The organism is Candidatus Atelocyanobacterium thalassa isolate ALOHA (assembly GCF_000025125.1).
Classification (GTDB): domain Bacteria; phylum Cyanobacteriota; class Cyanobacteriia; order Cyanobacteriales; family Microcystaceae; genus Atelocyanobacterium; species Atelocyanobacterium thalassae.
On record NC_013771.1, the window covers coordinates 478,670 to 503,610 of the forward strand.

At 30.5% G+C, this 24,941-nt stretch carries 20 protein-coding genes, 3 tRNA genes and 2 pseudogenes; 12 read left to right on the plus strand and 13 right to left on the minus strand.

The features are described from left to right. A complete protein-coding gene (locus tag UCYN_RS02010; protein ID WP_012953832.1) occupies positions 1–216 on the minus strand; it encodes an NAD(P)H-quinone oxidoreductase subunit O in 216 nt (71 codons plus the stop codon). 448 nt (positions 217–664) lie between these two features. On the opposite strand from UCYN_RS02010, the gene UCYN_RS02015 reads away from it, so the two are divergent. Then, positions 665–1,789 carry an HhoA/HhoB/HtrA family serine endopeptidase gene (locus tag UCYN_RS02015; protein ID WP_012953833.1) on the plus strand — a complete coding sequence of 375 codons (1,125 nt, stop codon included), beginning with the start codon at positions 665–667 and terminating at the stop codon, positions 1,787–1,789. A 93-nt stretch (positions 1,790–1,882) separates the two neighbouring features. On the opposite strand, the gene UCYN_RS02020 is transcribed toward UCYN_RS02015, so the two are convergent. Next, entirely contained in the window at positions 1,883–2,638 is a 756-nt protein-coding gene (locus tag UCYN_RS02020; RefSeq protein WP_012953834.1) for a TIGR00297 family protein, read from the minus strand. Positions 2,639–2,866: 228 nt separating this feature from the next. Between UCYN_RS02020 and UCYN_RS02025 the strand changes: the two genes are divergently transcribed. The 5 genes from UCYN_RS02025 to UCYN_RS02045 all read left to right on the plus strand — a co-directional run bounded on the left by UCYN_RS02025 (position 2,867) and on the right by UCYN_RS02045 (position 6,109). Continuing rightward, positions 2,867–3,223 carry a HesB/IscA family protein gene (locus UCYN_RS02025; RefSeq protein WP_012953835.1) on the plus strand — a complete coding sequence of 119 codons (357 nt, stop codon included), beginning with the start codon at positions 2,867–2,869 and terminating at the stop codon, positions 3,221–3,223. Between the two features lie 74 nt (positions 3,224–3,297). After that, complete coding sequence (locus tag UCYN_RS02030; RefSeq protein ID WP_012953836.1) at positions 3,298–3,723, plus strand: tetratricopeptide repeat protein; 426 nt, start codon at positions 3,298–3,300, stop codon at positions 3,721–3,723. Positions 3,724–3,865: 142 nt separating this feature from the next. Continuing rightward, positions 3,866–3,947 (plus strand) — tRNA-Leu (locus UCYN_RS02035). Between the two features lie 286 nt (positions 3,948–4,233). Continuing rightward, positions 4,234–5,067, plus strand: coding sequence for a photosystem I biogenesis protein BtpA (gene btpA, locus UCYN_RS02040; protein WP_012953837.1), 834 nt, complete (start codon positions 4,234–4,236; stop codon positions 5,065–5,067). Between the two features lie 61 nt (positions 5,068–5,128). Then, positions 5,129–6,109, plus strand: coding sequence for a vitamin K epoxide reductase family protein (locus tag UCYN_RS02045; RefSeq protein WP_012953838.1), 981 nt, complete (start codon positions 5,129–5,131; stop codon positions 6,107–6,109). A 73-nt stretch (positions 6,110–6,182) separates the two neighbouring features. Here UCYN_RS02045 and holA read toward each other — a convergent pair whose 3' ends face one another. After that, positions 6,183–7,163, minus strand: a complete 981-nt coding sequence (gene holA, locus UCYN_RS02050; protein WP_012953839.1) for a DNA polymerase III subunit delta — start codon at positions 7,161–7,163, stop codon at positions 6,183–6,185. Between the two features lie 304 nt (positions 7,164–7,467). On the opposite strand from holA, the gene UCYN_RS02055 reads away from it, so the two are divergent. After that, positions 7,468–8,049, plus strand: a complete 582-nt coding sequence (locus UCYN_RS02055; protein WP_012953840.1) for a hypothetical protein — start codon at positions 7,468–7,470, stop codon at positions 8,047–8,049. A 40-nt stretch (positions 8,050–8,089) separates the two neighbouring features. Here the strand turns inward: UCYN_RS02055 and UCYN_RS02060 are convergent, their stop codons facing one another. After that, the gene (locus UCYN_RS02060) at positions 8,090–8,872 is read right to left on the minus strand and encodes a DUF8623 domain-containing protein (protein ID WP_012953841.1); all 783 of its coding nucleotides are present in this window, start codon (positions 8,870–8,872) and stop codon (positions 8,090–8,092) included. Positions 8,873–8,933: 61 nt separating this feature from the next. Here UCYN_RS02060 and murG point away from each other — a divergent pair. The 4 genes and pseudogenes from murG to UCYN_RS02075 all read left to right on the plus strand — a co-directional run bounded on the left by murG (position 8,934) and on the right by UCYN_RS02075 (position 15,363). Next, positions 8,934–9,987: pseudogene (gene murG, locus UCYN_RS02065) on the plus strand (undecaprenyldiphospho-muramoylpentapeptide beta-N-acetylglucosaminyltransferase). 270 nt (positions 9,988–10,257) lie between these two features. Beyond that, positions 10,258–11,940, plus strand: a complete 1,683-nt coding sequence (locus tag UCYN_RS02070; RefSeq protein WP_012953844.1) for an ABC1 kinase family protein — start codon at positions 10,258–10,260, stop codon at positions 11,938–11,940. Positions 11,941–12,155: 215 nt separating this feature from the next. After that, positions 12,156–12,320 (plus strand): hypothetical protein, encoded by a 165-nt coding sequence (locus UCYN_RS06190; protein WP_012953845.1) that lies wholly within the window; start codon positions 12,156–12,158, stop codon positions 12,318–12,320. Positions 12,321–12,336: 16 nt separating this feature from the next. After that, positions 12,337–15,363, plus strand: a complete 3,027-nt coding sequence (locus UCYN_RS02075) for an AAA family ATPase (RefSeq protein WP_012953846.1) — start codon at positions 12,337–12,339, stop codon at positions 15,361–15,363. A 124-nt stretch (positions 15,364–15,487) separates the two neighbouring features. On the opposite strand, the gene dnaB is transcribed toward UCYN_RS02075, so the two are convergent. Further along, complete coding sequence (gene dnaB / locus UCYN_RS02080) at positions 15,488–16,822, minus strand: replicative DNA helicase (protein WP_012953847.1); 1,335 nt, start codon at positions 16,820–16,822, stop codon at positions 15,488–15,490. 584 nt (positions 16,823–17,406) lie between these two features. Then, positions 17,407–19,341: an ABC1 kinase family protein gene (locus UCYN_RS02085; protein ID WP_012953848.1), complete on the minus strand. Its 1,935-nt coding sequence runs from the start codon at positions 19,339–19,341 to the stop codon at positions 17,407–17,409. A 446-nt stretch (positions 19,342–19,787) separates the two neighbouring features. Here UCYN_RS02085 and UCYN_RS02090 point away from each other — a divergent pair, with 446 nt between their 5' ends. Continuing rightward, positions 19,788–20,276, plus strand: a complete 489-nt coding sequence (locus UCYN_RS02090; RefSeq protein WP_012953849.1) for a DUF4168 domain-containing protein — start codon at positions 19,788–19,790, stop codon at positions 20,274–20,276. A gap of 30 nt (positions 20,277–20,306) precedes the next feature. Here the strand turns inward: UCYN_RS02090 and UCYN_RS02095 are convergent. The 7 genes and pseudogenes from UCYN_RS02095 to UCYN_RS02125 all read right to left on the minus strand — a co-directional run bounded on the left by UCYN_RS02095 (position 20,307) and on the right by UCYN_RS02125 (position 24,775). Further along, positions 20,307–20,378, minus strand: a tRNA-Lys gene (locus UCYN_RS02095). 103 nt (positions 20,379–20,481) lie between these two features. Continuing rightward, entirely contained in the window at positions 20,482–21,174 is a 693-nt protein-coding gene (locus UCYN_RS02100; RefSeq protein ID WP_012953850.1) for a diacylglycerol/polyprenol kinase family protein, read from the minus strand. Between the two features lie 282 nt (positions 21,175–21,456). Continuing rightward, positions 21,457–22,041, minus strand: a complete 585-nt coding sequence (gene aat / locus UCYN_RS02105; protein WP_012953851.1) for a leucyl/phenylalanyl-tRNA--protein transferase — start codon at positions 22,039–22,041, stop codon at positions 21,457–21,459. A 267-nt stretch (positions 22,042–22,308) separates the two neighbouring features. Continuing rightward, positions 22,309–22,612: pseudogene (gene rpsN / locus UCYN_RS02110) on the minus strand (30S ribosomal protein S14). 134 nt (positions 22,613–22,746) lie between these two features. Then, a complete protein-coding gene (gene ctpB, locus UCYN_RS02115; protein WP_012953853.1) occupies positions 22,747–24,054 on the minus strand; it encodes a carboxyl-terminal processing protease CtpB in 1,308 nt (435 codons plus the stop codon). A 173-nt stretch (positions 24,055–24,227) separates the two neighbouring features. Then, positions 24,228–24,301, minus strand: a tRNA-Pro gene (locus UCYN_RS02120). Positions 24,302–24,334: 33 nt separating this feature from the next. Further along, complete coding sequence (locus tag UCYN_RS02125) at positions 24,335–24,775, minus strand: GNAT family N-acetyltransferase (RefSeq protein ID WP_012953854.1); 441 nt, start codon at positions 24,773–24,775, stop codon at positions 24,335–24,337. Between the last annotated feature and the right edge of the window lie 166 nt (positions 24,776–24,941).

Below are 24,941 nucleotides of genomic sequence, written 5' to 3' on the forward strand. Positions count from 1 at the left end.
TTATAGAATTTCTAATTGATCCACACGCAACCAAACACTAGGGGTTGGAGCTGAGAACTGAATTAAGGCATATTCGTCATTAAGGTCTAATATCTCGCCCTTAGTTTGAAATATATAGCTTGGAAAACGTTTATCACTAGCTTTTCCTTCCAAGCTGTTTTCTAAATTTTCTTTAATTACACGAACCAACATACCTTTCTTAATTTGAGATGCCATAATTAACTATAATTTTTAGAACTCATCCTTCGAATACAATTCTAACAAATAATGTGTTGTTAATAAATTGCAAAGTTTTTTTATTTAACAAATAAAAAAACTTTTCTTAATCAAGATTATTCAAGCTTGCCTTATTAAAAATAATAAAATGATGTGTGTATAATGAGGCCATATCTTTGAAACTAATTAATAGTCTTGTATTAAAGGGGTTTTCTCTGAGAATCTTTTGCCTTTGTGATAATCCTATCTTAATGAAGCTTTTTTCTCTAAGTAAAGGGTAATTGTTTTTAGGTAAACAAGAAAAAATTAATCATCAACTGTTACTATAATCATTAATCCTAATATTAATAATTTTAAAGGAAAATCTTTAAAGAACTGGCTAAGGACTATGAAAAATAAACAGCTTCTACTTAATATAAGAAATTATTGCATAGTATTTCTATTTACTATGATTTTTTGTGTTTTTGGCTTCTACAATTCAGTTTCTCAAGCTGAATCTATCAATCATGTATTAGAAAAGCCACCGAGTTCCTACGATAATACTGGAGCTAATAATTTTGTATCTGCTGCAGTTATTCGTACCGGTCCAGCAGTAGTGCGTATTGATACTGAAACTGTTGTCACAAGACAGCTTAACCCGTTCTTTGATGATCCATTATTTCGTGATTTTTTTGGGCAACAGCTCAGACCTCGCATTCCTCAAGAACGTAGGATTACCGGACAAGGTTCAGGATTTATTATTGATAAAAGCGGTATTATTCTAACGAATGCTCATGTAGTAAGCAACGCTGACAAAGTAACTGTTACTCTTAAAGATGGACGTACTTTCAATGGAAAAGTTAAAGGTACTGATGAAGTGACTGACTTGGCTGTAGTAGGTATAGACACCAAAGGAAACATGATACCCGTCGCGAAATTGGGAGATTCTGATAATCTTAAAGTTGGTAACTGGGCAATCGCTGTAGGTAATCCTGTAGGTTTAGATAATACAGTTACTTTAGGTATTATTAGTACTATTGGTCGTTCTGCAGCTCAAGCTGGCATTCCTGACAAGCGTCTTGACTTTATTCAAACAGATGCTGCAATAAATCCTGGTAACTCTGGGGGACCATTATTAAATGGGCTAGGAGAAGTAATTGGTATAAATACTGCTATTCGTGCTGACGCAATGGGTATTGGATTTGCTATTCCTATTAATAAAGCAAAAGCTTTACAAAAAGCTTTAGTATCTGGCCAACAGGTACCTCATCCATATATCGGAGTACAAATGGTTAACATTACTCCTGAGATAGCTAGAGAAAATAACAGAAACCCCAACTCTCCAATTATTATTGCTGAAGTTGAGGGTATTTTAGTTATTCAAGTAGTTCCTGACAGTCCAGCCGCAAAAGCAAAACTACGTCGCGGTGATGTAATTATAGCTGTTAACAATCAACCAGTTAAGGATGGAGGGGATTTGCAAAAAATTGTTGAGGAAACTGGAATTAATACTAATTTAAAGCTGAAGTTGTATCGTGGTGATCGTCTAATGGAATTGACTGTTAAAACTAAACAACTAAAAGGAACATCATAGTTTAGGTATAGTAAATAGTTCTACACAAGGACTATTTACTATACCTACATTGTTCACAGTTTTTGTAATAAATTAAGGTAATAAGATTCTTATTTAAAATAAATTAGTTTCTAAAAAATATAAAAAGAAAGCTATTAAAGCACCGATCAAGGTGTTGATGATGTTAACTACGTCATTATTCATCCAACTCACTCGATTTTGCAATGTTGCCCCGATCACACTTTCTACATTTGTAGCAAAAAAAGCAGAAATTACACAATAAGAAACTTCGTTTAAATTAATAAAATTAATAAAAAAACCAACTAATGCGATAAGTACTGATGCGATAAATCCTGCAAGAGTTCCTTCCAGGCTAATTGCTCCTTCTGTACCTGGAGAAGCTGGCCTTAAAGTAGTAATTAAAAAAGTATTTTTTCCATAAACTTTACCTAATTCAGAAGCTACTGTATCTGATAGTTTAGTACTGATACTTGCTACATATCCTAATATAAATAATTTTGTATAAAAAGGATTGCTAAATAAAGTTCCTAAAGCACAGAATAGAGCAGTAAGTCCTGAACCCCAAACATTTTCAGGCCCTCTAGTTCCTGATCTTTTCTCAGCGATTCCTGCCTTTTCTTTTTTTGATATGCCAACATATGTAATAGCCGAGCCAATTATGAAATAAGACATTATTAAGATATATCCTTGCCATCCCAATAGCCACCAAATCAAAACTCCTAAAAGCCAAGCATGTAGATACCCTGAAAAGGTTAAAAGTTTTTTAGGTATAATCATAGCAAAGCCAAGTAATAAACTATTTAGTATGATACTAATCAACCAAGATCTATCTAAATATGACGTGATCATCGTTTGCAATTCCTTATATAAGTAGAAGCATTCGTCTAATTCTTTGATTTCTATTTTAATCGTTAAAGGCTGTAAGTATACGATATGTCCAAAATATATATATATTTCGAAAGAATATAAAATAATTTACAATTTATCAAATAGCAATAAAAATATTAAATAAGATAAAATATTAATACTACAAAAACTCCCACAACCACTATAATTTTTTAAAGGCTACTATAAATCATGACAGAAACAAATCAAAATCAATCCACAGGAATAAACTTAACAGAAGCTGCTCTTGAGCATGTCTTAAAATTAAGAGAAAAACAAAATAAGGATCTGTGTTTACGTGTTGGAGTTAGGCAAGGAGGATGTTCTGGTATGTCCTACATAATGGAATTTGAAAGTTCTGAAAATATAGAAAAACAAGATAAAGTATTTGAGTATGATGGTTTCCAACTTGTGTGTGATCCTAAAAGTTTTCTCTACCTTTATGGATTAGTCCTTGATTATAGCGATGCCATGATAGGTGGCGGATTTGAATTTACAAATCCTAATGCTAACCAAACTTGTGGGTGTGGAAAATCTTTTGGCGTTTAAACATATCTTAATTGAGGATATGTTTAAAACTAATTTCTTCCTACTAATTAATAAGATCTAATGAAACTTAAGGTATGACAAATTTATTCGAGACTGATTTTGAAGAAGGATTGGAAAGATATAAGCAAGGTGAAAAACCTGAAGACCTGATTGTCTATTTTAAAAAAATTTGTGATCATTCTCCTAAACATGCGATCGCTTGGACTTGTCTCGCTTGGTTATATTTACTTGCCGATAAACCATATAAAGCCCTAGAAGCTGCTAAAAAAAGTGTTAAAATCGATAGTAAGTCACCTCAAAGTCGAATCAATTTAGCCTTAGCAATGTTAGAATGCAATGTAACAGGTGTTCGCTCTCACATTCAAGTAGCAGAGCAGGTGATGTCTTTAGATAAAGAAACTTATCAAGAGGTTTTAGATAACATAGAAGACGGTTTAACTAGAAAACCTAACTGGGAAAATCTAAAGAACATCCAAAAATGGTTATCATTACCCAGTTAACTATAGTTACTTACATGTAGCTACTTATACTATTTTATTTTTATATAAAATGATGTTGCCATATTGTGTTTTATATTATTACAATATAATCTTTAACTTGTTAAAAAATATAAAACGCAGTATGGTATTGAGCGGACTTTATGGGCGGATGGCGAAATTGGTAGACGCACCACACTCAAAATGTGGCGACTTCGGTTGTGGGGGTTCGAGTCCCCCTCTGCCCACTAAACACAAAAATGCGTAATACTTTAAAGACATCGCATGACTTATGTTTCTCATTAAGTTAGTATTCAAATGAATATATATATAATAATAAATCGAATGGTATTTGATCTATTACACTTTATGAGTAAAATATCAATAACTCATCAATTATAAATACGTAGTTATTTGATAGGTTAACTTTTAAAATTCATTCTAATTTTTTTAGTAGTTCGTAAATAAGATATAATTTCGAGTTGAAACTAAATTTTAGATTGCTCAATTGCAGCCGACCATTAGGTAGATTCAGTGGACTTGATTCAAATTTTTAACACAACAAAGCCAATCATTGGTGTTGTTCATCTGTTACCTCTACCCACATCAGCACGGTGGGGAGGTAGTTTAACTACAGTTATTGAACGGGCCGAACAAGAAGCTACTGCTCTTGCAGCAGGAGGAGTACATGGTATTATTCTTGAGAATTTTTTTGATACTCCGTTCACAAAAGATAAAGTTGATCCGGCAGTCATAAGTGCTATGACTTTAATTGTTGATCGAATTAAAAATTTGGTCGTCATTCCTGTCGGTATTAATTTATTGCGTAATGATTCCATTGGAGCCATGGCTATCGCTTCAACAATAGATGCTCAGTTTATACGCGTTAATGCTTTAACAGGCATTATGACTACGGATCAAGGCTTTATTGAAGGTAATGCTCACCAACTATTAAGATATAGAAAAGAATTAGGAGCAAACGTAATTATATTAGCAGACGTTTTAGTTAAGCATGCTCGCCCACTAGATACTATTAATTTAACGGATGCTGTAAAAGATACTGTAGAAAAGGGACTTGCAGACGGTATTGTTTTATCGGGTTGGTCTGAGAGTAGTCCTCCTAGTATTGAAGATTTGAAATTAGCTGCTACGGTTGCTGAAGGAATTCCAATTTTTGTAGGTAGTGGAGCTAATTCAAATAATATTAGCAACTTAATGAATGTAGCAGATGGAGTTATTGTAGCAAGGTCATTAAAACGTCATGGAAAAATAAGTGATCCTATTGATCCAATCCGTGTGGCTCAATTTATTGAGGTAACCAAGCAAAATATTTATTTACAGGAGAAATTGGATTATAGTAGTTCCTAGAGTTAAAATAATAAAAACATTTTTAAGATCCAGAATAATTATATTTTAGTAAAAAATCACTATGATAAATAAACGTTCCACTCCTATGATTTATCGCTGGTCACGATATATTATTGGTATGATTGCAATATCTGGTACGATCTTAACGGCCTATTTAACCATAACCAAACTGACTGGAACAAATGTATATTGTGGTGTTAATGATGCTCAAATTCTAGAGGCAGGTTGTAAAAGTGTTCTTAATAGTCGCTATGCAACAGTTTTTAATCTACCCTTGAGCTTGTTTGGTACCCTGGCCTACGCTAGTATGTCTATCGCCTCTCTAGGCCCATTATTATTAAAAGCTGAGAAAAATAAAAATTTCATAAAAAAAATTAACGAATGGACTTGGCAGTTTCTTCTGATAGGAGGAATCGCTATGGCAATGTTTAGTAGCTATTTAATTTATATTTTAAATACAGAATTACATTTAGTTTGCTACTATTGCATAAGTTCTTTTATCTTTTCTTTTGGTTTAATGATTTTTAGTATCCTAGGAAAAGAGTGGGAAGATGTAGGTCAAACTTTATCTATTTCGATTATTGTTGTGATAATAACTTTAGTCGGAACTTTAGGGATATATGCTGATACTGAAAAACCCTTAGTAGAAGGTCGTATCGTAGTCAAGCAGGCGAGAACGGCACCAACTGCTCCTAATGGATGGCCTATAACTTCTAAATCTGGAGAGTCAGAGGCAAAATTAGCAGAACATTTGACATCTATTGGAGCTAAGATGTACGGCGCTTTTTGGTGTCCTCATTGCCACGATCAAAAACAACTTTTTGGTTCAGAAGCATTTCAGAAAGTTGATTATATTGAATGTGATCCTAGAGGGAAGGCACCTCAGCCTGATATATGTATTTCTTCCAATATAAAATCTTATCCTTCATGGAAAATTAACGAAGAGCAACTATCAGGAGCTCAGTCTCTTGATAAATTAGCAGAAAGATCTAACTATACAGGTCCTACTAATTTCAAATATATAATTCCTGAGCATAAATAAATACAATCAATTACGAATATATTTCAAATTCATACCATTTTAATTTATAGATAACTGAGCCTTATTCTAAGAACTAGGAAAATAATATACATAATTCCAAGATTTTATTTTTTAGGATTTTTTCTGAATCATATCCTTTTTTTAAATTATTTTCCAAGTCTAATAGAATAGGAAAAGCCTCTAATAAATCTTCACTTTTAATATTCTTTATTTCTTTTCTCAAAAAAAACAAACGATTAGGATTTGATACTTCAGCGGCTTTGGCTATCACTGTATTATCATTCTCTCCTGTTTCGATTTTTAATTTAATAATAGTCCAAATACGAAACTGTCCTACTAAAGTTGTTAGTATTTTTAAAGGATGCTCGTTATAAGATAATAATTTTATAGTTATTTCTAATGCTTTTTCTTTATTACCCTGAGATATAGCTTTAGCTAACTGCAAACTACTATAATTACTAATATTTACGATAGAAGATACTGTATCCTTGCTTACAGGCTTTTCTTTTTCATAATTATAAAGACTTAATTTCTCTAACTCATTCCATAACAGTCGAGTATCATTTCCTACAGACTCTACTAATAAGTTTAGAGCTGATGAAGATAAATTGACTCCAATTTCTTCAGAGAATTGTTGAGCCTTAGTAATTAATTCATCTATTTTCCAGGGAAGAATTAAGCTAAACTCACGCATATCTGCATATTTTTCAAAAAGTTTTGTTGATTTTAATTTTTTATTAGGTCTTTTACTCGATGTTAAAACAAAATTCGAATCATTAGGAATAGCTGCTATGAAAGGTTCTATTTTAGTAAAAATATCATCTGAACATTGCTGAAGAATAGAAGATCCTTCAAGCCATATAAGCTTTTCTCCTGTTCCAAGCACAGGAGTCATAACTTGATTTAGAGCTTCTAATATACTGTAAGTATTTTCTTCATGTATTTTATGGTAATTAAATTGTATCCACTCAGGATTAATAACTTTCTTTCTTAGTTTTTGGATAGTCTGAATAATTCTAAAATTATCTTCACCCCAAAAAAAATAAATTCCCATACTAAAACATTAAGGTAGTTTTATAGATTTTTTGTATCATAGCTTTAATACATAGCATATATAGAGCAACTATGTACTATCTTATTTTACTTTTATAAGAATATAAATTTTAGATGCTTTTAATTTTTTTAAAAGAAATTGATATGTTTTTGAAGGTAAAAAATCTAATAAAAAACTACAGCACCATTCTTGAGATTAAAGTGTAAATGAATATGATATGAAGTACTTAAAAAGTCATGCTATGAATTTTATCAAATATGTTTTTTAGTGAAGTAAAATAAATTAATATTTTTAATTTAATTATATGATTGTAGAAAAATACTCGTTGTTACCAGAGTATAACTTAGCAACAATTTTTGCTATGGATAACATTCTTTCTACCCAAGGCATTATGGTTATGCTATTAGTAGCTTATGGATTAGCCATGTGGACTTTTCTTACTAATGCACCCAAAGTCTATACAGTTATGGTGTCTGATATTAAAATTGCACAAAAGTTTTATGAAGGTTTATTAAAACTAAATGCAGCAGACATTCCCTTGCATTATTACTATACACCCACAAAAAATATAAGTACACCGGCGACAGTCGATCCACTACATATGTCAGTGGATTATACAAGCATGGGTGGTATGGATATGGATACAAAATATGGATTATGGTATCAACTTAAAAAGAATACTCAGCTACATATTATTAGTGGAGCAAGTTATGGCTATAATAATCGTCAGCGCCATGTATGTTTTGATAATCATTGTTTGAAAACTATTCTACTTAAGATTCAAGCAAAAAGGTTAAGGTATAAAGTCCGCTGCAAGCAACCTCTTAATTTTTTAGTCAAAGATATTGATGAAAGAACTATTGAAATAGTGGAAGTGAAGAATTAGTTACAATAAAACAGCTCTTATTGAATAAGATTTAATTATTTTATGGAATAACTTTTACGCGTTGAGTAATCATAGTAATGCCATCGTTTCTAACCAGGATAGAGGATAGCCAATGATCTTGAAGATTATCCTTTATAGATATTCTTTTAAATAGACCCCCAGATTTCAACAATTTTAATGGCATTTTAGGAGGGTTTAAATAATTATTAGTATCAACTTCTCCTGAGATCGCCATTCCAGCCAGAAGATTATCACCTAAAGGCTCGCTAAGAATAACATCAAAGTCAAATGTTTCTCCAATTTTTACAGTTGTTGGTAAATTAACAATCACGGTTGGTGGTTGTTTCCCAGTAGTTAATTTTGTTATTTCACTTAAAATTTCTTGTTCGACTATCTTATTTTTTTGAAGAGATTGGTAAGATTTTATTGTTGACTCTAATCTAATTTCTCTTCCATTACTTATACTGTTCCCTGAAATTTTCGTTAAAGTTTTTACCAACCAACTTTTATCTTTTTTTTCCCAAGATAATATTTTTGTTTGATATCTTAAATTAGGATACTCTATCCATAATTTACTAATTCCTTCAGCAAGTTTATTTAATGTTAATCCATCAGTTGTTATATACTGATCACCATAAAAAGATTTTACAGATTTTAAATTTTTTGAATTAGCTGCATCATCAACTTTTGCAATAAATTCTTGAAGTTCCATTGGAATATCATTGGTCTTTACTGCATAAACTGGCATATATCTTCCTAAGCTTAATCCGCAACCAAGTATGATAGAGAGGAACCAACGTTGATAAATCATACGTTTATTCATATTAGGGCATTCCGATTAATAGTACAGAATCCAATCTAAATTATAGCGAATTTTTATTTTTATGATACGTTTACTTATAGCTGCAAGTGGTACCGGAGGTCATGTTTTTCCTGCTTTAGCAGTAGCAAAAAAATTACCTAATTATGATGTTCACTGGCTAGGCACATCTAATCGCTTAGAACAAAGTCTAGTAAATGATTTATATCCTTTACATACAATACCTGTTGAGGGATTTCAAACCAGATCTATTCTGAAAAATATAAAAATTTTATTTAGATTACTCCAATCAGTCTTCTGGATCAGAAAATTACTCAAAGAAAAAAAGATTGATGTTATTTTTACTACCGGAGGATATATTTCTGGTGCTGTTACTTTAGCTGCTTACATATTAGGAATTCCTGTGATATTACACGAGTCTAATTACATTCCAGGAAAAACAACAAAATTACTAAGTTATTTTTGTCATGTTACGGCTTTAGGATTTAAAGAAACAGAAAAATATTTACCATGGGCTACTACCACCTATTTAGGAACACCTATTAGAGAACAATTTAGTATTTCTCAATATTTAGATTTGAATATTCCAGAAAAAGCATTTCTAATAATTGTGATTGGTGGATCCCAGGGAGCAGTCTCAATTAACAACTTAGTACGTCAATGTGCTTTAGATTGGATCAACTCAGGTGCATATGTTGTTCATTTAACGGGAAACAATGATACGAAAGTTAAAACTATTAATCATACTCAATATATTACACTACCTTTCCATAGCAATATGGCTGCGCTTTTGCAAAGAGCAAATTTAGCGATTAGTCGTGCTGGTTCGGGAACATTAGCAGAATTAGCTGCTACTCATACACCTGCAATTTTAATTCCTTATCCTTTTGCTGCAGAAAACCATCAATTTTATAATGCAGATTTTTTTGTCAAAGCTAAAGCTGCTTATTGTTATGAACAAAAAAAATTAACAAGAGAGCAATTAAAAATTGCTGTGTTAGACCTAATAAAAGATCCAACAAAGCTAAAAAGAAATGGCATATGAAATGTCAAAACTAACAACTAAAGACAGTGCAGAAAAGTTAGCAGAACTAATAAATAATAGTTTAAAAAATTAATCACTAGATGCTTTCTTTTAAAGATTTACTATAAAAAAATATCATTTGTTATGTTATTTTTAGTATTTTTATATTCAATTAGGTAAGAAAAAATATACTCTCAACTTTAATCATAATAAAATTGTATATATCTATGATTAAGAAATATTGCGAAAAGAAAATAAATAAGTCATAATTATTGGTGTAATACCTACATGTATAAGACTTTAGAATTATTTTCAACCAAGATTATTCTTGTTATTTGTGTTTTAGAGGCATTAGTAAAAATTTGTGACTTGGCAAACAGCAAAATTACATAACTTAAATTTAGAGATTAGAAGACAAAAAAAATATGATGCTCATGAGATTGCACTGTATTATCGCAGCCGTCCTTGGCGGGTAATTAAAAGAACAATCTCTATAGTATGGTCTTTTGGTTGGTTCTTTATTAATATTCAATGGGATAAATTTACTCATAAAAAAAATAGTAAAAAGAAACGTTCTATTCAATTACGGCAAATTCTTACTAATTTAGGGCCAACATTCATTAAAGTAGGACAAGCTTTATCTACTCGGCCAGATTTAATTCATCCAGATTTTTTAGATGAATTAGTAAAACTTCAAGATCAATTACCTTCTTTTGATAATAAAATAGCTTTTTCAATCATAGAAAAATCATTGAAAGTCAAGATTGATAAGGCTTATAAAGAAATTTCACCTAACCCTGTTGCAGCAGCAAGCTTAGGCCAAGTATATAGGGCTATTTTATATACAGGAGAAGAGGTAGCAGTAAAAGTTCAAAGAGCTAATCTAGAATCTATATTAACTTGTGATCTTTTCCTAATGCGCTTGGTAGCTTCTAAATTATCTAGATTTTTACCTCTTAATCTAAAACATGACTTAACATTGATCGTTGATGAATTTGGAAGCAAGCTTCTTGAAGAAATAGATTATGTTAATGAAGGAAAAAATGCTGAAAAGTTTGCATCTAATTTTCAAGATGATGCTGATGTAAAAGTTCCTAAAATTTATTGGGCTCTTAGTAGTGATCGAATATTAACTCTCGAATGGATTCAAGGGTATAAGTTAACGAATACTGAGCAAATTAAAAATGCAGGATTAGATCCATACTCTATTGTAAAAATTGGAGTCATATCAGGTCTAAAACAATTATTAGAACATGGTTTCTTTCATGCAGACCCCCATCCTGGAAATTTATTTGCTACTCATGATGGTCGTATGGCGTTTATCGATTTTGGCATGATGGATCAGTTAGACAACTCTACAAAAGAGATTATAGCTGATTCAGTAGTTCAACTTATAAACGAAGACTATGATGCTTTAGCTAAGGATTTCGTAAAGCTTGGATTTCTGACTCCAGATACAGATATTAAGCCAATAATACCTGCCCTTGAGAAGATTTTAGGTAATGCTATTACCAAAAACGTCAATGATTTTAACTTTAAAACAATTACTGATGATTTTTCAAAATTAGTTCATAAATATCCTTTTCGTCTCCCAGCTAAATTTGCTCTCATTATTAGATCATTAATCACGCAGGAAGGATTAGCTTTAAGCTTAGATCCGAATTTTAAACTTGTTGAAATTGCCTACCCATATGTAGCCATGCAACTTTTAGCAGGAGGAACTTCTCAGTTAAGAAATAGACTGTCAGAAATCTTAATAAAAGATAATAAGTTCCAATGGAGTAGATTAGAAAATATGCTTGCTATAGCTTCTTCCGAAGAAAAGTTTAATTTGTTACCGACTGCACAATTAGGTTTACAGTATTTGTTCTCGGATGAAGGACAATATCTAAGGCATAAATTATTATTAGCCCTAACAGAAGATGATAAATTGCACATTGAAGAAGTTCAAAGAGTTTGGTCTATTATAAGCAATGATTTATATCCACAACAATTGATGATAATTATGATTAATGTATTGCAAAAACTGATTGCAACAAAAGCATAATTAGCCATGGAGAATTATTTTAAGAGGATAAATAATTATTTTGCTTTTATAGATATTTTATATATGTCGATATACTAATTACTGATAAAAAATTGGATAACCTATATTTAAAGTAGTATTACTAAAAATTCTATGAACAAAAATCTTGCTAAGGTACTATATTAAGATTAACTATAGAATATTCGACCTGACTTTTGAGTTAGAGAAAGCCAATAATGAATAAAAGTAAAGTATTAGCTATCGTTACTGGATTAATTTCCATATTGCTAGCAGTAGCTTACCTCGTTATCGTTCAGCTATTAGACTTTCGAGGAGAAATGCTTCCTGCTCCGATTATTGAAAATATTGTAATCTTTCTAAATTTGTTAAATTATTTTTAATTATTAAACAAGCATAATGATTCCTTTGAAATTAACACTTAAAAATTTTTTAAGTTATCAAGATGTAACTCTTGACTTTCAAGGGTTGCACACTGTCTGTATCTGCGGCGCTAATGGTGCAGGTAAATCTTCTTTATTAGAAGCAATAGCTTGGACAGTTTGGGGTCAGGGTAGGACAAGTAGCGATGAAGATGTTATTCACGCAAGCGCAGACTATGTAAGAACTGATTTTGTATTTATTTGTTATCAAGAAGTTTATCGTATTATTCGTAGTCGTCAACGAAACAGAACAAATTCTCTAGATTTTCAAATAAAGAGTTCTGAAGGATTTACTCCTTTAAGTAGAAAAGGAGTTAAGGCAACTCAAGAATCTATTATTTCTACTTTAAAGTTAGATTACGAGACCTTCATTAACTCAGCTTATCTAAGACAAGGTAGGGCAGACGAGTTTATGCTACGTCGTCCTACAGAGAGAAAAAAAGTTCTTGCAGATCTTTTAAAACTTGATCATTATGAAAATTTATCTATTAAAGCTAAAGAATTAGCACGTCAATATAAAGGGAAATCTGAACAAATAAAATTAAATATTGAAGCAAACAAGAAAAGATTAATTAAAGAAAAAAGTATTAGAATTCAGCAAAAAATGATTCAAGAAAATATTGAAGTATTAAACATTTTGCAGAATAAAAATGAGAAAGTATTTCAATTTATTAAACAAGAAGATAGTGATCGTAAAAGTTGGCTAGATAAATTACTCTGGAATCAAGAGCGGCTTAAAAACCTGCAACAAGAAATATTTAAATTTAGGCAAGAAAAAGAAGAATTAAGTAGAAAAATTTATAGTTACGGAAATTTAATTAATCAAGGGATAAAAGTTTCTAGAAAGTACAAGAAACTTCTTTTTTTTCGTAACCAAGAAGAAAATTTAGCTAACCAATTCAATATCTTCCAAGAATTTCATAAAAAAAAGCAAGATTTGGAGAAGCAACTATTAGATGAAGACAATAAATTACAATTAAAAATTCATCAGCAGAAAATTGGTTTAGAACAATTAGAAAAAGAAGAAAAAGAATTGAAAAATTTCTTAAATAATGCTGAGGATTTAAAGTCAGCTTTGAAGACATTTGATTTTTATAATCAAGAGTTAAAAAGATTAGATAAATTACGTTGCAAGGTTTCCCCACTATTTAAGGAAAAACAGGAATTAACAAATCAAACTTTAAAGATTCAAATAGATTTTGAAGCAAGGTTAGGGCAACTATACATATCAGAAGTCAATTATTTAAAAGAATTAGGTACGATTCTTCAAAAACGGAAAATATTATGTAGTTTGAATGATGATATTCATGATTTAGAGGATGAAAAAGGACACCATAAACAAATAAAAGATAAAATTCAAGAAAAGAAAATTGTTCAAGGTAAATTGTTTATTGATAAGCAAAATAATATAAAGGAGATAGATAAGTTACAGCAAAAAATACATGAATTAAATATCTATCATTCTAACTGTCCTTTATGTGAACAAAAACTAGATAGGAATCGACGTCATGATGTTATTAAAAAGATAGCGAGACAATATAAAAACATTCAAAAGCAAATATATAAAGTACAAGAGAAAGTTGATATTCTTGAAGAAAATATTAATCTATTTATTTTTAAGGAAAATTTTTTAGCTGAGAAACTACAGTATTTGAACAAAATACAACAGAGATTTTGTCAAATCGAAACGCAACTAAATAGGTCAGGAGAGATAAAAGATAAGTTAAATTCTGTAATAAAAGAAAAAATAAGAGTTGAAAAAACAATTAAATCTGAATCTTTTGATTTAACTTTACAAAATAGGTTGAAGAATATTGAAAAAAAATTAGCAGAACTTAACTATACAGAAGAAAATCATATATTAGTAAGAAATAAAGTTGACGAATGGCGTTGGGCTGATATTAAAAACTCTAAAGTTAATGATTTAATTTATAGACAAGATCAAATCTCTCAGCAAAAATCTGATTTAGTTCAACAAATTAATCAATTAGGAAAACAAGAAGAAAAACTAAACAACATTTCAAGATTAAAAAAAAGAATTAATCTAGTAGAAAAAAGAATTAAAACCTTGAATTACGATAAATCTGCTCACGAGCAGATTTCTAATTCCATTCGTAGTTCTCAACAATGTGTTATTACTTATGAAAAACTACAAAATGCGAAAAAGTCTTATCCCTTATTACAAAAATATTTAAAATTTACAGAGGATAAATTAAGGAATAACTATGAAGAACAAAATAATATTGTTAAAATTATAAATCGCTTATCCGACAAGCTTAGCATTACAATAAACTATGATAAAGAAATAGTTAAACTAACAACAACTCTTAAAATACAACGACAGAATTTAGATAAGTTGTTTGGGAAACAAGGTAGATCTGAGCAAGCAATATCTGAATTTAAAATATTACAAAACGAAAAAAGAGAATTACAAGCATCATATAACAATACTTGTAGACAGTACCGTATACATCTAGAACTAACCAAAGCTTTTAGTAAAAATGGTATTCAGCTACTAATGATTGAGAATGTATTGCCTCAATTAGAAGCAGAAACAAATAAAATTCTGACGCGTTTGACAGGAAATGAGCTGCACATCCAATTTATTACTCAAAAATTAGGAAAAGGCATCACTATTCGCAAAAAATCGACGAAATTGATTGATACTTTAGATATTTTAATTGCTGATACAGAGGGTACTCGTGTATATGAAACATATTCAGGAGGAGAAGCTTTTAGAATAAATTTTTCTGTACGTCTGGCTCTAGCTAAGTTACTAGCGCAAAGAGCAGGCGCATCATTGCAAATGTTGATAATTGACGAAGGCTTTGGTACTCAAGATACTGAAGGTTGCGAGCGTCTAATTGGAGCAATCAACAGCATCGCTTCCGATTTTTCTTGTATATTAATAGTTACACATATGCCCCAGTTTCAAGAAGCTTTTCAACATCGTATAGAAATTAGCAAGACCCATCAAGGCTCACAAATAAATATAATAAACTGATATATATAAATCATAAATTCCCTTCATTTTCTTTTAAATTTAATTTGTACAAGATTAATAATACATTTAGGATTAAAAAATAAGCTCTAATAGTTAATGTTTCTCAGAATAACAATATTGAGTATTAAAAGTAATTAGAATTTGCTTGCATATTTAAAAATTTAGTTAATTCTGCCTGGAAAAGTAATTTAACAGTTCCAGTAGGGCCGTTACGATGTTTCGTTAAGATAAGTTCAGTAACTCCTTTATCTATTGTTTCAGGATTATAATACTCATCTCGGTATAACATCATAATTAAATCAGCATCTTGTTCAATAGAGCCACTTTCCCGTAAATCTGACATCATGGGACGCTTATTGTTTCTGGCTTCAACGCCCCTGCTTAACTGTGATAGCGCGATAACAGGAGCTTTTATCTCACGTGCTAATCCTTTTAAAGAGCGAGTCATTTTTGATAATTCTTGAACTCGATTATCTTTCTCTGCTCCTTCCATTAATTGTAAATAGTCAATTAGAACTAATCCAAAGTCTCCTTTTTTTTCTGCCAATAATCGACGTACTTGAGAACGTACCTGCATAACTGTAACATTTGCAGAATCGTCAATATAAATTGGTAGGTTAGATAAAGTACCTATTGCAGTACTAATTGTACTGTAGTCATCTTGTACAAATCTTCCTGATCGCAAGCGATTACTTTCAATTTCTGCTTCCGATGCTAATAACCTCATAGAAAGTTGTTCTTTTGACATTTCTAGGCTAAATATTGCTACTGGTAAATTAAAATTTTTAGCAATATGTGCTACTAGTCCTAATCCAAAAGCAGTTTTCCCCATTGATGGTCTTCCGGCAATGATAATAAGATCTGAACGTTGCAACCCCCCTGTCATAGCATCTAAGTCATAAAATCCTGTCTCTATTCCAGGAAGAGCCGTCTGATTATGTAATTTTTCTAATTCATTAAAAGTTTGGATAATTGTATCCGAAATTGGAACTAGTCCTCCTTGTGGCCTTTTTTGAGTTAAACCAAATATTTTTTTTTCTGATTCATCTAAAACTATTTCTAAATCTCTAGTCGTTTCAAATCCTAAAGAGACAATCTCATGGCCAGAACTAATTAGTTGACGACGTAAGTACTTATCCATAATTAATGCCGCATAACGATCAATGTTAACGGCAGAGACTGTTCTATCAAGCAATTGAGTTAATTTATCAATTCCACCTATTTTCTCTAATAATAAATGATCTTCTAAAACACTTTTAACTGTTAAAAAGTCAGTAGGCTTTCCTTGACTATGTAACTTTAAGGCAGCTTCATAAATTTCTTGATGTGCTCTTACATAAAACGATTCTGGAGTTATTAGGTCTACAATTCTTCCCATAGCTTCAGGATCGAGTAAGATTCCGCCTAGAATAGACTCTTCAGCTTCGATATTTTGAGGAGGAATATTGTTATTAGTCATAATTAATAAGAGTATAAGCGAATTAATTTTATTGGACTTCAGTTATTTATATATAAATCTCAAATAATTATCATCGAAACTAAATTGATTAAACCACTTGAATGAAAAATATAGATTAATATTATTCAGATATAAACTTAATTAAGTGTTAATCAATTCATTCTTAAAATTGGACTTCATAATCTAAGCTTAAGAAACTAGAAATTTGACAATAGAAATTTTTAAAATGTCATAACTGGTTAAATAGTAACAGAGTTATAAATAGTATACTAAAGGTTCTTGAAGTATGAAAAAACTATTTTGGCAACTTTTTAGAGCAAAAATTGTAAAATAGTTTAGTAGTAGATTATCATGATTTTAATAAGATTAGTTTCTCTAACAAAGATAATTCTCAACAAGCTTGTCATATAAAGAATTAGTAAAAAAATTATTAATTTTTTAGTTACTACTATCTAACTCCAGAGCAATAATTCTATAAAGGTTATTTCAAATAATAAGAAATATCATCATAAAATGCTTATACATAAGCTATTAATTCGTACGGTAAATTTGAATGATTAAGTAATTGTTCTAAAAGTCTTTAACTATTTAGATTGATTTATTCCTGATAAAAAATTACGAACTAAGCGAGCCATAGTTTTCTGTGCAAATCCATCAATAATTTCTGCTCCTATTCGTTTAGTCTCTTGTTTTTTTAGTAGTTTAATTAATAAAGAAGACACATGTATAGCTTTAAAATCAGGTAAATCATTTAAGATTATCAGAATATTTTTTAAATGCTTTAAACTATCGTCATTTTTTAATTGCTGAACACTATTTTGCCTTGTTAGACCTATCTGTTTACGGATTATCATAGATAAATCAAACCAGATTCGATGACTGAGAATATCTACAGAATCAATTATTTCATGAATTAATCGTTCTCGAATAAATTCTCCTTGTGGAGAAAAAATAAAATCTGCAATTTGGTCAAATACTAGTTCAATATCATCGCTTTGAAAATTTTGTGCATTTATCATTAGACTCTCTAACCTATTCCAACGTAGATTTCCGTCTTTAAATAATAAATCTTTCAAAGATATTCTTAATTCAGGTGAAGAATCAGTTAATAGACGTTTAGCAACATATGAATATGCTTTACTCAATACTTTGAAGTTAGGATCAATTCCAATCGCTATACCTTCAAGGGTTACCATTGATCTTAAAATTAATGCATAATAAGCAGGAACTTTAAAAGGAAAGTCATACATTATATTTGACATCTGATCAGTAATGTTCTTGAAGTTCAATTCAGCTACACTTGAACCTAAAGCATTACTAAATATTTCTTTTAAAGCAATTGTGATGGGAGTTAAATCTACTTCAGGCTCCAAAAAACCTAATTTTACATAATCATGAGCTAAAGCATCAAAATCTCTATTGACTAAGTGAACAACTGCTTCTATAAAACCATATCTTTGATAACTCTCAATACGACTCATCATTCCAAAATCAAGATAAGCTAATTTACCGTCTTTCATTGCTAGTAAATTACCAGGATGAGGATCTGCATGAAAAAGACCATATTCGAGCAACTGACACAAAGAACAATGAACGCCTATCTCTACTAAATGTGTTGCTTCAATTCCTTGAGCCTGAATTTCTTCTATATGAGTTAATTTTGTTCCTTCAATCCATTCCATTGTCAACACCCTTCTGGCCGTATACTTCCAATGAATTTTAGGAACATAGATCTCTGGTAAATGACTATAATGCCTAGCAAATTCTTCAGCATTATTTCCTTCTTTAACATAATCAATCTCTTCAAAAATACGTTCAGCCAATTCATCCGTAATAGCTACTAAATCAGAATGAATAAAAGAGAAATGATTCTGTAACCAATGAGAAATATGTCGAAGAATATAAATATCTAGTGTAATGCAGTGAAGTAGTCCGGGTCTTTGTACTTTAATCGCAACTAGCTCTCCTGTTGCTAATTTTCCTTTATATACTTGGCCTAATGAAGCAGCAGCTATAGGTGTATCTGATAGCTCTTGATAAATTGATTGAGCACTATGGCCTAATTCTTCCTTGATGAAACGATAAGCTATTTCATCAGGAAAAGATGGCAGTTTATCCTGTAAACAAGTTAACTCATTTAAATAAACTGGAGGAACTAAGTCAGGTCGAGTGGACAAAGCCTGGCCAATCTTAATATAAGTTGGACCTAATTTAGTTAAAATTTCTCTTAAATGAATCGCCTGATTAATATCTTCTTTAATATTTTTGCCTATTAATCTGCCCCACCATAATTTAAAGGTAAAAGATGAAAAGGAAGAAAGAAGAAGAATCAATCGTTTAGCAACCTTAAAGATGTGTTTGCGATAATATTTATTGATTGCTTCTGGATTATACCGGTAGTTTTTCTCGATATAATTATCTAAATCTTCTTTACTTTCTTTAAAGGGATGATTAGAGTATATGTTTATTTTAGCTATTTTAAAATTCAAGTTCTCTAGAAAAAGAATTGAATGGAGCATAAGATCTATCCCACGAAATTATAGGAATTATTCCGTAAACTATTGTAACAATTTTTGTTTATTAATTAAAACTATTAAGAAAGTTTAATCTTTCTTCAATATTTATGATTACATAAATATTGGTTTAAGTCTTTTTATAGCTTTGATGCTAGAGTTGGAATAATGTTAGGAAATATAAATTTTCCGTCGATTTTAAGTAACTGTCTTTGGTTAAACAATTCTTGCACTAATATTGTTAGTAATGTAAGAATTGTTTTTTATGTTATTGAAACCGTAAATAATTTATAGTTTCTTTACATACATTAAAAATTATTTATTTACATCTCTCAAAGTATTATTAAATAAAACAAAAAGATTATTATGGATATTCCAAAAAAATAATAACCTTATCATTTTTTTTGAAAACCATTTTAATAATAAAAAAATACATCATAAAGAAATAAAACATGGTTAAACGAACATTATTACAAAGAAAAGGTGTCTTAATTATCTGCATGATTTTTTTGCAACTATTTACTTTAAAGTATTCGCCGAAAATAATTGCTCAATCTTCTTCTACAGAGATTGATGACAGTGTTGTTATTAAGGATGAACAGCTAAAAAAATTCACTGTAGCTATTAAAAGCTTACAAATAATTGATAAAACAACTCAACTAGAAATACTGAAAGTTATGGAAAAGATGGAAATGTCTCCAGAAGAATTTATGAAAATTGGGCAACAAGAAAAAAACAAACTCAGCCCTAATATAGAAAAACAAACTAAGTTTGAAGAAACCCTCAATATCATTAAAAAAATTAATGAAGAAGATCGTTTAAAGAAACGAGAAGCTATAAAAAATGCAGGGTTAGAAGTTTCCCAATTTAATAAAATCGGGAAACTGGTTGAAAGTGATCCGAAATTACAGAAGGTAGTTGTAAGACTTTTAGGAACTTAAGGCTGATTTAACAATAATTAGGAAATATAATGGGTCGCCTGGGATTCGAACCCAAGACCATTCGGTTAAAAGCCGAGTGCTCTACCGCTGAGCTAGCGACCCTATTACTTTTGTAACATTCACAAACATAACACAATCTTTTGTAAATAACAATAGCTATCTAAGAAAATTTTATCGTTTTTAGCTTACTAAACAATAACCAAATCTATAAATTAGTTAAATAAAAAGATATATATGCACTACCTAGGGGAACCGTTAAGTTATCAATCCCAAAGCTGGAAAATATTTCGAGTACTGTGGCAACTATGGAAGTGATTAGAGATATTGTGAAAATTTTTGAAGACGGCTCCCCTACAAAAAAGAGGACTATACTACAAACAACAAAGCTTACCCCCATCATTGCAAGAGATCCTTCCCAACTTTTGTTAACATTTAATATCTGGTAAGTATGTTTCCCAAATTTTTGTCCAATAACGGCTGCCATACCATCACCCCAGGTCATTGTTAGAATACCGATAACTACATACTGGATTTCTTTTTGATGCCAGAAGAAATAACTTAAAATACCAATGCTACATGCATAGAACAATGTTCCAAAACTTATTCTTTTTATGTCATTTATACTAGGAAAAAGAGAAGAAACATAAGAGGTTAGAACTAATATCATAGATATTACAGAACCTATTATTAATATCCATGCAGGTAGTTGTGATTTCCATGCAATTAAAATTACATTACCAGAAGCAATATGGACAATTTTTCTAGTAATTTCCGTTCTTATATTCCAAGAATGTTTTAAAAATTCAGCTATTGCAAGTACAGTGATTAAATAAGAAATAATTAGAAAGATAGGAAAGCAAAAGGGATATAAAGCATCAATAAAAGAAGAAAAATACAAAATAATCTGAATTTAATTTTTAATCTCTTACGTATTATAACTAAGTAAAGTAGTATATTTATAAACATATATAAATACGACTATTTGCACATGTTTATAAAACATCTATAAAAGTATTGATGAATTTGCTATTCAATATAAAACTAACTTTTAATAAGTCAGTTAAAAATATTAATCTTTTTAAAAGAATTAGGAAATGATATCAATTATTGTAATAGTAGTCCTGTTTATCTAAAAAATAAAAAATATACAAGATATTCAATCTTGACACTTGCCGTTAACTTAATTAATAAAAAAGCAAGTATTATTCAATGCTTCGCATAAAAGCCTTTTATATTCATTATTATTTATCACATACGAGCCAAATCTTTCTAAGTGATTATTCTGTAATTGAACATCAAATAATGTGAATTTTACAGATCTTAAATGCTCTACTAATTTAACCATCGCCACTTTGGAACCATTTGGTATACGGTAGAACATTGATTCTCCTATAAAAGCGCTTCCAATCGCAATTCCTAAAATTCCTCCAGCTAATTGATCCCCCTGCCAAGTCTCAAAACTATGAGCAAAACCATTTAAGTGCAATTGGTAATAGATTTGAATTAATTCAGGAGTTATCCAAGTAGTTTCTCTTTCCGCACAACCTTGACAAACTTCTAAAAATTTTTTATTAATTGAAATTGAAAATTGCTCTTGATTCAAGATACGTTGTAAAGACTTAGGATATCGAAAACGCTCATCTAAAGGGATTAAAGTTCTTTGATAGCTTGAATACCAATTCAATACTTTAAACTCATCACCCATTAAAAAATACCCTTGAGTGTATCCCTTTATAATTAGCTCTAAGTTGTTAATAAGCTTCATCGTATACTTTCATATTTGATTTCTAGCATATGATGAATAAGAGTTTTCTATTTGTAAGGAAAACTCTATGAGACGATATACTGTATTAAAACGATTAATAATATTATTCAATAATAAATACTATTTGAAGAATGATTTAATCATTAATTGAATATAAGTTTCTTTAAACTTTTACTTTGCTAGATTAACGACAGATTTAAGTATGATGTAATATCTACTAAAGATTTAGAGGGTATATTTTCTTATACCCTTATTTTTATCTAAGGATTACCAACTAGATTTAACAACTCCAGGTAATAGTCCTTCATGAGCCCATTCTCTTAAAACGTTACGCGATAAGCCAAAGTCTCTATAGTATCCTCTTGGACGGCCAGTAAGCCAACAGCGGTTCCGATGACGTGTAGGAGCACTATTTCGAGGAAGACGTTGAATTTGGCGGTGAATTTCAATTTTCTCCTCATAATTTTCTGCATTATGAAAAGCTTCTTTCAAAGAGGCTCTTTTCTCAGCATATTTCTGAATCAGACGTTCTTCTTTTTTTTTCTCGTTCGATCATGCTTTTTTTAGCCATAAAACTTCTGATGTAATTTTTCCATTTTAAAATGTACCGTCTCTAATATATCAAAAAATTACCAATAGAAAAGCTTATTCTTATTCTTTTATTAAAAACTTTCTACATTTTAAGTTGTCTTAATGGATTTTTTACTAAATACTTGAAGTATTTAGTAAAATAAAATCTTTTGATATGGGGATAATATGTTCTCGCAAGACAGAAAGAGCTTTAATATACTGAGGATCTGCTTTAGTTCCTACTAAAGTTGGATCATTTTTTAGACGAACTTGTTCTTGCACAGTTAAATCCAAATAAATATTTGGAGTAATTCCTTTATAGTTAATGTCTTTACCACTAGGTGGATAGTAACGAGCAATAGTAACTGCCAAGCCTGAACCATCAGATAATGAATGAACTGATTGTACAGTCCCTTTCCCATAGGTTGTGGTGCCAATTACAGTAGCACGATTATTTTCTTTTAAAGCACCAGCTAATATTTCACTAGCACTTGCAGACCATTTATTAACTAAAACAACTAAAGGTAAACTTGTTAAAGATGTACCGTTGGCTGAAAAATTTTGATTGCCTCCTTTACGATCAATTGTACTGACAATTTTTCCTTTTTCAAGCCAGAGACGAGCAATGTTGACACTCGAAAACAGTAAACCACCAGGATTTCCTCTCAAATCTAAAATAAATCCAGAAACTTCTTGTTTTCTAAGCTCATCAATTGCTTGTTTCATTTGCTCAGTTGCATGCGAACTAAATTCATCAAGCTTAATATATCCTATGCTATGAAGCCTTTCTTCTTGGAGATGATAACTTACAGAAGCAATTTGTATTTGAGTACGTTTAAGAGTAACTTGGAAAATTCCTTTGTCACGACGTGATAATTGTAAGTTAACTTCAGTTCCTAGCTTTCCAAAGATAGCTTCTTGGGCTTGTTCTAGAGTCATTAATGCAGTTGGTTGACCATTAATACGAATTAGACGATCACCACGTTTAAGTCCTGCTTCCATGGCAGGAGAGCTTCTAATTGTTTCTACTACGTATAACTCACTAGTTCTTCTGTCAATTGCCAATCTAATACCAATTCCTGAAAGCTCTCCTGATGTCTGGCTGGTAAGCATAGAGAACTCTTGAGGAGGTAAAAATCGAGTATATGGATCTCCTAACTTTTTTAAAGCTTCACTAATAATTTTGTATGCTTGTTTAGAGTTTTTATATTTTTGAGACAACAATTCTTGTCTTTTCTCTTTCCAGTTAATTCGGTTAAATTCTAAATCTACAAACTCATTGTTCACAATTTGCCAAATTTCGTCTATTACAGCTTTGGGATTGTCCTCAGGGATATCGAAGCCTAAACTAGGAGAAATAACTATCAATGTGGATAATATTCCTACGGTACTACTCCATAACAATGACTTATAAGCATGTAATGATTTTATTGAATATTTCATTTTATAGAATTATTTACATGGTATGAATTTAGTATTGAATAAAAATTAGATAAATTAGTTATGTTGATTATTAAGTATGAGCAGACAATATCTAACTACTAATAATTGTGCAGTACGCTTTTTATTATGTTACATACATGTTATTTCTGGAAATTAAATATTACTTTTTTGTATCGGGATGACAGGATTCGAACCTGTGACATCCTGCTCCCAAAGCAGGCGCGCTACCAAGCTGCGCTACATCCCGTAGTATCACCTTTTGTATTATAACTAATTTTTCTTAATTAGGGTACCAAAACATTCCTTTTATTCCTTCTGGTTCAATTACGAATCCTAAACGACAGTAAAAATCAACTACTTGAGGATCCGCAAAAAGTGTAATATTACTAATATCTTCATTTTTTAAATGTCTGATCATATAGCTTATCATTCCTTTGCCTAATCCTTGACTTTGAAATCTAGGATGAATAACTACATCCCAAATAGTTGCATTAAATGCATGATCTGAAGTTGCGCGAGCAAATCCAATTAGACGTCGCTGGTTTTTTCTAATTTCCCATGCAGAAACTATTATGAAACTGTTTTTTAGCGCTCTTTGGATCTTTCGAAGAGGACGACGGCTCCATCCTACAGAATCGCAAAGTTCTTCTAAATCATGTAAATCAATTTTTCTTTCTTTTGTAAAGAAAATACGAGATTGGACTGTGTTCTTTTTTCTCAAATTTATTTTTTTCGATAACGAGGTGGATTTAGTCTCAATATTTGAATTGATATTATTAAACAATCGTTTCTAAAAGAACATTAAACGGGAAATAAAGCTTTATTTTAAGTAAGTATCTAACGCAAAATTAATAATCTATAGTAACAACTTTTAGTTTATTAATTTA